This window comes from Micromonospora sp. LOL_015 (assembly GCF_048060275.1).
Taxonomy (GTDB): Bacteria; Actinomycetota; Actinomycetes; order Mycobacteriales; family Micromonosporaceae; genus Micromonospora_E.
The window spans coordinates 1-5,810 of the sequence record NZ_JBHMIO010000095.1; the positions used below are offsets into that span (position 1 = coordinate 1).

A 5,810-nucleotide genomic window follows, 5' to 3' on the forward strand; every position below is an offset into this window, starting at 1 on the left:
CAAACCGGCGGACGAACCCCGCCTCGCCGCTTGACACAACCCATAGGGACACCCCCCCGGCCCACCCGCTGCTGCACGGCGATAGTCAAGTCTTCCGGCATCGACACACTCACCTTGCGTGCGCGACCGACCAGCCGGAGCCTGCGGCCAGCGCCGGACGCCTCGCCCACGACGGCTGCTTCCAACTCAGTCAGCAGGTCGGGCGACGCTGCCCCAGGGTCACGAATCGCCTCCAGGATTTCCGGGAGCATCAGACGCAGGCGATCCGCAGGGTCACCCGCGCCCGGCGGGAGCGGTTCGACAGTCATGCGGCCGATGCTATTAGCGGTAGGAACCTCGCGCCGTCACGGTCGAAGCGGACGACGGATCAGCGGCACCGGTTGGGCTTGGTGGCCAGGCGGACTAAATTTGCGCACCGCCTCGACCAGCTGACCACCGACCTGTCGCAGCGGCTCGACACGGCTCGGAAGGCACCGGCCGGGGGGGCCAGCGGGCGTTGGACCGCGACCAGGAGGTCCGCCGGCTCACCGTACGGCTGCGGGCGCAGCGCCGGTTCGGCCTCGACCTGTGTCTCGGCCGGATGGTCCCCGACGACCGTTCAGACCCGGTGTACGTCGGACGGCGGGGTCTGACCGACGACACCGGCCGTCAACTGCTGCTCGACTGGCGCTCCCCCGCCGCCGAGCCGTTCTTCGGCGCCACCCACGGCAACCCGATGGGCCTGGCCAGCCGTCGGCGTTACCGGTGGACGATGGGCCGGATCAGCGACTACTGGGACGAGGTGTTCAGCGCCGACGCGCTCGACGGGCACGCGCCCTCGACGACCAGTCCGCCTTCATCGCCAGCCTCGGCGGGCACCGGTCGGACCGGATGCGCGACGTGCTGGCCACCATCGCCGCCGACCAGGACGCCATCATCCGCGCCGGCTCGGCTGGTGCCCTCGTCGTCGACGGCGGACCCGGCACCGGCAAGACCCATCCCGCAATGTGGCATACTTTTTTCGTCGCTTACAGCCCGGTTTGACCGGCTAGCGGCGGTCAGCTGTTGGCCGGTGCATCCGGGGATCGTTGGCCCGACTGCGGCGCGCGCCTCCGTTGGGGAGGTGGCCCGATGAGTTGGTCGCAGCATTCAGAAGGTCAACCTTCTTCGTTGGGCCGCCGGACCGCTGCCGAGTCAGGTCATCCCGCCTGGTGTGACCGTTCCCGGTGTACCGCTGATCCGGCGAGCCAGGTCGACGGGTACCGGCCCGGTGTCGGCGGCGCGCACCGGTCTGTGCCGATCCGTCTCGACCTGACCACGGTGATAGCCCTCGCGCCACGGGTGAGCGAGGCGTATCTGACGCAGGCTGTCGCCCCGTGGCCGTGCGAGACCTACCTTCACATCCAGCACGGTGACATCGACATCGCGATGGCGGCGCGGGACGCGTCCCGGCTGTTGTCCGCGTTGCGGCTGCTCACGACCGAGGCCGAAGCCGAGGGTGGGTGGTCGTGGTGAGGAGCCGTACGGAACGGATCTTGACGGCCGTGACCGTGGTGTACGTCGCGGGCACGACCTTGTTCGCGCACTCGCAGGAGTTGGCGATTGTCGGGAGTTCGTGGCCGGGTGTGCCGGTCGGCGTCGATGTCGTCCACACGTGCTCGACGGTCCGCGCGGTGTGCCGCGTTGGCCGGCTGCGGTTCGCGGCCGGTCTCGACATAACCAGCCCAGGGAGAGGGGGTGACCACTATGCCCAGGGCGATGATCGATGAGTTTGAGCGGGAGGCGGTGACCTCCCGGACGGCTGCCGGCCAGCGGCCGGCGGCGATGACGCAGCCGCGTTGGTCTCCGGCGCGGCTGGCGTACTGGTTCTATGCCGTGGCGGCGACCGGCGCGGTGATCGGCCAGACGTGGGTGGCGGTCGCCCACGTGCCGTGGGGACCAGACGTTCCGGGCGCGGTGCGGGTGGCGGCGGTGCTGCCGTTCGCGTTGTGTCTGGAGCTGTTGGCGATGGCGTTGGCCGCGATCGCCGACGAGCGGATGCGCCTGGGTGAGCGGGCGTACGGGCTGCGGATCTTCTTCGCCGTGGTGGCGACGGTGGCGGTCGGGATTCTGGTGGCCGGGCACTGGCCGGACCTGTACTGGTCGGGCGGGTTCGGTGTGCTGTCCGTCTCGGCGTACGCGCTGTGGCTGCTGCATTCGGCCGCTCGGCGGCGGGACGCGCTGCGGGCGGCGGGCAAGCTGGCCGACACCGCCCCGGACTACGGGCTGTGGCGACGGGTCCGTCATCCGGTCTGGACCGCGAGGGCTGCGGAGTTGGCCCGCCAGGGCCGGGCGGACGCCGCCGGCGGCGGGTGGCGGCCGTTGGGGTTGTTCGAGTCGCTGCACGCCGCGCAGGTGGCGATGCGGGAGGAGAAGCGACGTCCGGCCATCGCCCGCGCGGTCGAACGGGTGGTACGCGCCGACCAACACGACGCGGGGATGGCCGAGATCGCGGTCCGGACCCTCGATCTGGATCAGCTCGCCGCCGAGCTGGCCGAGCGGGTCGACTACGGTGCCTGGGCCGACCGGCTGGCACCGGCTGTCACCGCCCCGCTGTCGACACCTCCTGCCACTGCTGGCGACAGTGGGGCCAGCGCCGTGGCGACAGCCACGGTCTCCGGTGTCGACAGCGCCGAGGGTCGGATGTCGCCACGACGCGGACGGTCAACCGCCGAACGTGTCGCCAGGGCGTTGGCCCGCAAGGCCGACGCGCGGGCAGCTGAGGTCGCCGCCCGGCTGGGAGTGTCGGAACGCACGGTACAGCGCTACTGGCCGGCGTCGGACGAGCGGGCGGCCTCGTAGCCCGAGGAACGATCAGCGGACCGTCCGGGACGATCAGCAACCGTCCGCTGATCGTCCGTTCCTCCCTGGACCGTCCCGCGTAGCGGACGACCGTCCGGGACGACACCGGCATCCGGAGGGCCAACACCCACCCCATCCGAGACCACCCAGCCGACCACTCCGGTATTGCGGACTGCCAAATGGTGGTCCTGGCCGCGCGGATCGGCGGGCCGCCGCGTTCAGCGGGTTCCCACATCACGGGCTGCGTGTCGGAGCCGTGCGCCACGTCGTCGTCCACAAGGTGGTTGACGACGACGAGGAGCATGAGCCCGATCGGCTGCGAGAAGTCGCGCGGACGCTAGAGGACCCGCGAGGCAGGCGCCAGATGACCCGGCCGGCAGGGCAGCGCGAGGCATGTCTGCAGCCCTACCAGCCTCGATCACTGAATGAGTCGAGAGGTTTGAATGTATCGATAACTAACGGTAAGGTCGTGCTTGCATGTCGTTACCGAGATGGGAGCATCTGTGAGCAAGATCAGAAGCATCCTGGTAGGGGGCATCATCGTCGCGTTGGTCGCAGCCGTGCCTGCGCCCGCCTCGGCAGAGCCTGGGAAGTCGGAGGTGTCTGACATCGCGCCGGTAACAGAACCGGCCACAGACGAAGCGCACAAGTACGCCCAACTCTTCGCCCGCCAGGAGAAACTCAACGATGCGGCTGACGCCATCCGGGTCGCAGCCGGCGACCTGGCTCTGTCGGGTTTCGCTGGTGACCGAGTTGATCCCGCCGCCAACACCCTGACTGTTTACTGGCACGGTGAGCTGACAACGGCGGTCGAGATCGTTATCGCGAAGGTACGCCGGGCTGGAATCGACGTCGAGGTACGGGCCGCAGCCTACTCGCTGCACACCCTCGAAGAGGAGGCTGACCGTCTCGCGGGACAACAGTTCTCGTCTGGCCACGTCGTGCTCGTCGGCCCCGCCCCGGACGGCAACAGCCTTGAAGTCGGTGTCACACTGGCCGAAGGCGACAGGCGCGCATCTACCGATCTGCGCGAGGTATCTGACGAGCTGACCGGTAGCGTGAAACTGGACGTGTCGCTCGAGTCGCCCGCCGAGTTCACGACCCGGTTCGCGGACACCCAGCCCTACTGGGGTGGCGCGCTCATCCTGAGCGGTGGTGCCTGCACCTCAGGCTTCGGTGTGCGGGGCATCAACGGCGCAGCCCGCTACCTGCTCACTGCGGCGCATTGCGGCGCTGGGCAATGGCGAACGGGCAACGGCACCGTTATCGGCAACACCCTCTCCAACACGACGGTCGAGTACGACGGCATGCTGATCCTCACCAACGCTGGCTACAGCGTGTACGAGGGCCCGTCCTTCGCCAGCGGCGACACCAACACAGGTCGCAACATCAGCGCTGCGTCCACCAACCACGTCGGCAACCTCGTCTGCTCCGGCGGATCCTTCTCCGGCTCCGCCTGCGGCTGGACCGTCCAAGCGCTCAACCAGACCCTCACGCCCATCGGCGGACCCACGATTCGAGGCCTGGTCCGAGCTGAGGGCGCCAACCGCGTCGCCGCCGTCGGCAACGGCGACAGCGGCGGCCCCGTCTATGTGCAGTCCGGCAACAGCGGCACGGCCCGCGGCATCATCAGCCTACGCTCGGCCAACCGCGACGAAATTGTGCCCTGCAACGGAGTACCCAGCGGAGACATCAACGATCCCAACTCCCGGCAATGCTCGTGGAAGTGGTGGTACGTCGACATCAACGAGCAACTGTCCCGGCTCAGCGTAAACTTCCTCACCCCCTAACATTATTGGTCAGCTACTGGTCGGTCCGGACGGAATTCCGTCCGGACCGACCGAGAAAGGCGCAAACTCAGCCGAGCCCCGTTCCACCACGATCGGCTTCCGATAATGGTCAGATAGTCTCTCCGCCTCACCTGCTGCCCCATCCACCGTCATCACCCGCACAGCTGAGCCGTCGGGCGACGGACCCGCGCCAGAAACGGCGATACCTTCGCCGCGCCAGTACTCCACATCGGCCATGACCTGCTCGGTCAACAACAGCATCTCCTGCTCCGAGAGCCGGGCGTCCGCGAATCGGATGTCGACGTTGGCGAACCGATTCCGGACCACGACGTCGAGATCGCTGCCTGGCTTACGATAGACGGTCATCGTACCGGCAGGCTCATCCAGTATGGTACCCGCATACCATCGTGCGTACCTCGTGCGCAGCAAATCCTCTACCTGCTCCGCAGCTTGGTCAGGCCTGGCCCCACCAACGTCGTCTCCCACGGCGCACCCAGTAGCGGCCAGCACCACGGCGACAGCCAAGGCCAAGAATCTAGTTTTGCTGGGCACTACGCTTCTCCTCACTACGCGAGTACTATCTCTCGCATTCGACGCTGCACGGGCTGCCCGGGTTCCCGTCCTGACAGGGCTGCATAGGTTTGGGTGTTTGGCCTGGTAGGGCCCGTTGGGCAGGACGGTGATGCTGTCCACGAGGGACCAAGTCGTGCAGACGAAGAACGCTGTTCAGCTTCTGCGGCAGCCAGGACCATTCGCACCATCCCAGAGTAGGCGTCGGACGCCCGAGCTGGATGCCCACCTCGACGCCGCTGGTGTCGACGAAGCGATCGGTCGGCGGGCCAACGTCCGTTGGAATGCGCAGTCTGGCAGATCATCCATATTCCGACCCCGCTCGCGGCCCGCCGGGACCACGGTCTCGCGGGTCGGCCTCTCCGCCGCTGCGGCTGAGCACAGACAGGTCCTGGCCGTCTACATGACCGCCCTCGCCGTGGTCGATGCCCACCGGCACGGGCAGGGCCTGTCGGAGGATCCCAGCGCGGTCTCTGCTGAAGATTAGAACGCCAGACATGGCCCCACGCCCGGTCGGCCAGGATGCGCCGGATGATCGACGTTCGCCAACCGTTGCGCCTTCCCCTGATCCCAATGCTGCGTAGCTTAAGTTGATCTTGGGGTGTGGCCTGCGGTTGTGTGGCTGCTGTC

The 5,810-nt window shown here is 68.0% G+C and carries 5 protein-coding genes and 1 pseudogene; 4 read left to right on the plus strand and 2 right to left on the minus strand.

Annotated elements, in window-relative coordinates:
* Positions 1 to 308, minus strand: a 308-nt coding sequence (locus ACFHWU_RS28485) for a hypothetical protein (protein WP_416592207.1), incomplete at its 3' end; no start/stop codon positions are given.
* A 72-nt stretch (positions 309 to 380) separates the two neighbouring features.
* Between ACFHWU_RS28485 and ACFHWU_RS28490 the strand changes: the two are divergent.
* The 4 genes and pseudogenes from ACFHWU_RS28490 to ACFHWU_RS28505 all read left to right on the plus strand — a co-directional run.
* A pseudogene (locus tag ACFHWU_RS28490) lies at positions 381 to 1,014 on the plus strand (AAA family ATPase); the annotation flags it as partial.
* Between the two features lie 258 nt (positions 1,015 to 1,272).
* Entirely contained in the window at positions 1,273 to 1,494 is a 222-nt protein-coding gene (locus ACFHWU_RS28495) for a hypothetical protein (RefSeq protein ID WP_416592208.1), read from the plus strand.
* Positions 1,495 to 1,737: 243 nt separating this feature from the next.
* The gene (locus ACFHWU_RS28500; protein ID WP_416592209.1) at positions 1,738 to 2,820 is read left to right on the plus strand and encodes a hypothetical protein; all 1,083 of its coding nucleotides are present in this window, start codon (positions 1,738 to 1,740) and stop codon (positions 2,818 to 2,820) included.
* Positions 2,821 to 3,323: 503 nt separating this feature from the next.
* Complete coding sequence (locus tag ACFHWU_RS28505; protein ID WP_416592210.1) at positions 3,324 to 4,610, plus strand: S1 family peptidase; 1,287 nt, start codon at positions 3,324 to 3,326, stop codon at positions 4,608 to 4,610.
* 9 nt (positions 4,611 to 4,619) lie between these two features.
* Here ACFHWU_RS28505 and ACFHWU_RS28510 read toward each other — a convergent pair whose 3' ends face one another.
* Positions 4,620 to 4,976, minus strand: a complete 357-nt coding sequence (locus tag ACFHWU_RS28510) for a hypothetical protein (RefSeq protein ID WP_416592211.1) — start codon at positions 4,974 to 4,976, stop codon at positions 4,620 to 4,622.
* Positions 4,977 to 5,810 lie beyond the last annotated feature (834 nt).

Coding starts and splice junctions, on each gene's coding strand:
- ACFHWU_RS28500 (WP_416592209.1), top strand. CDS start 1,738: ATGATCGATGAGTTTGAGCGGGAGGCGGTGACCTCCCGGACGGCTGCC.
- ACFHWU_RS28510 (WP_416592211.1), bottom strand. CDS start 4,976: ATGACCGTCTATCGTAAGCCAGGCAGCGATCTCGACGTCGTGGTCCGG.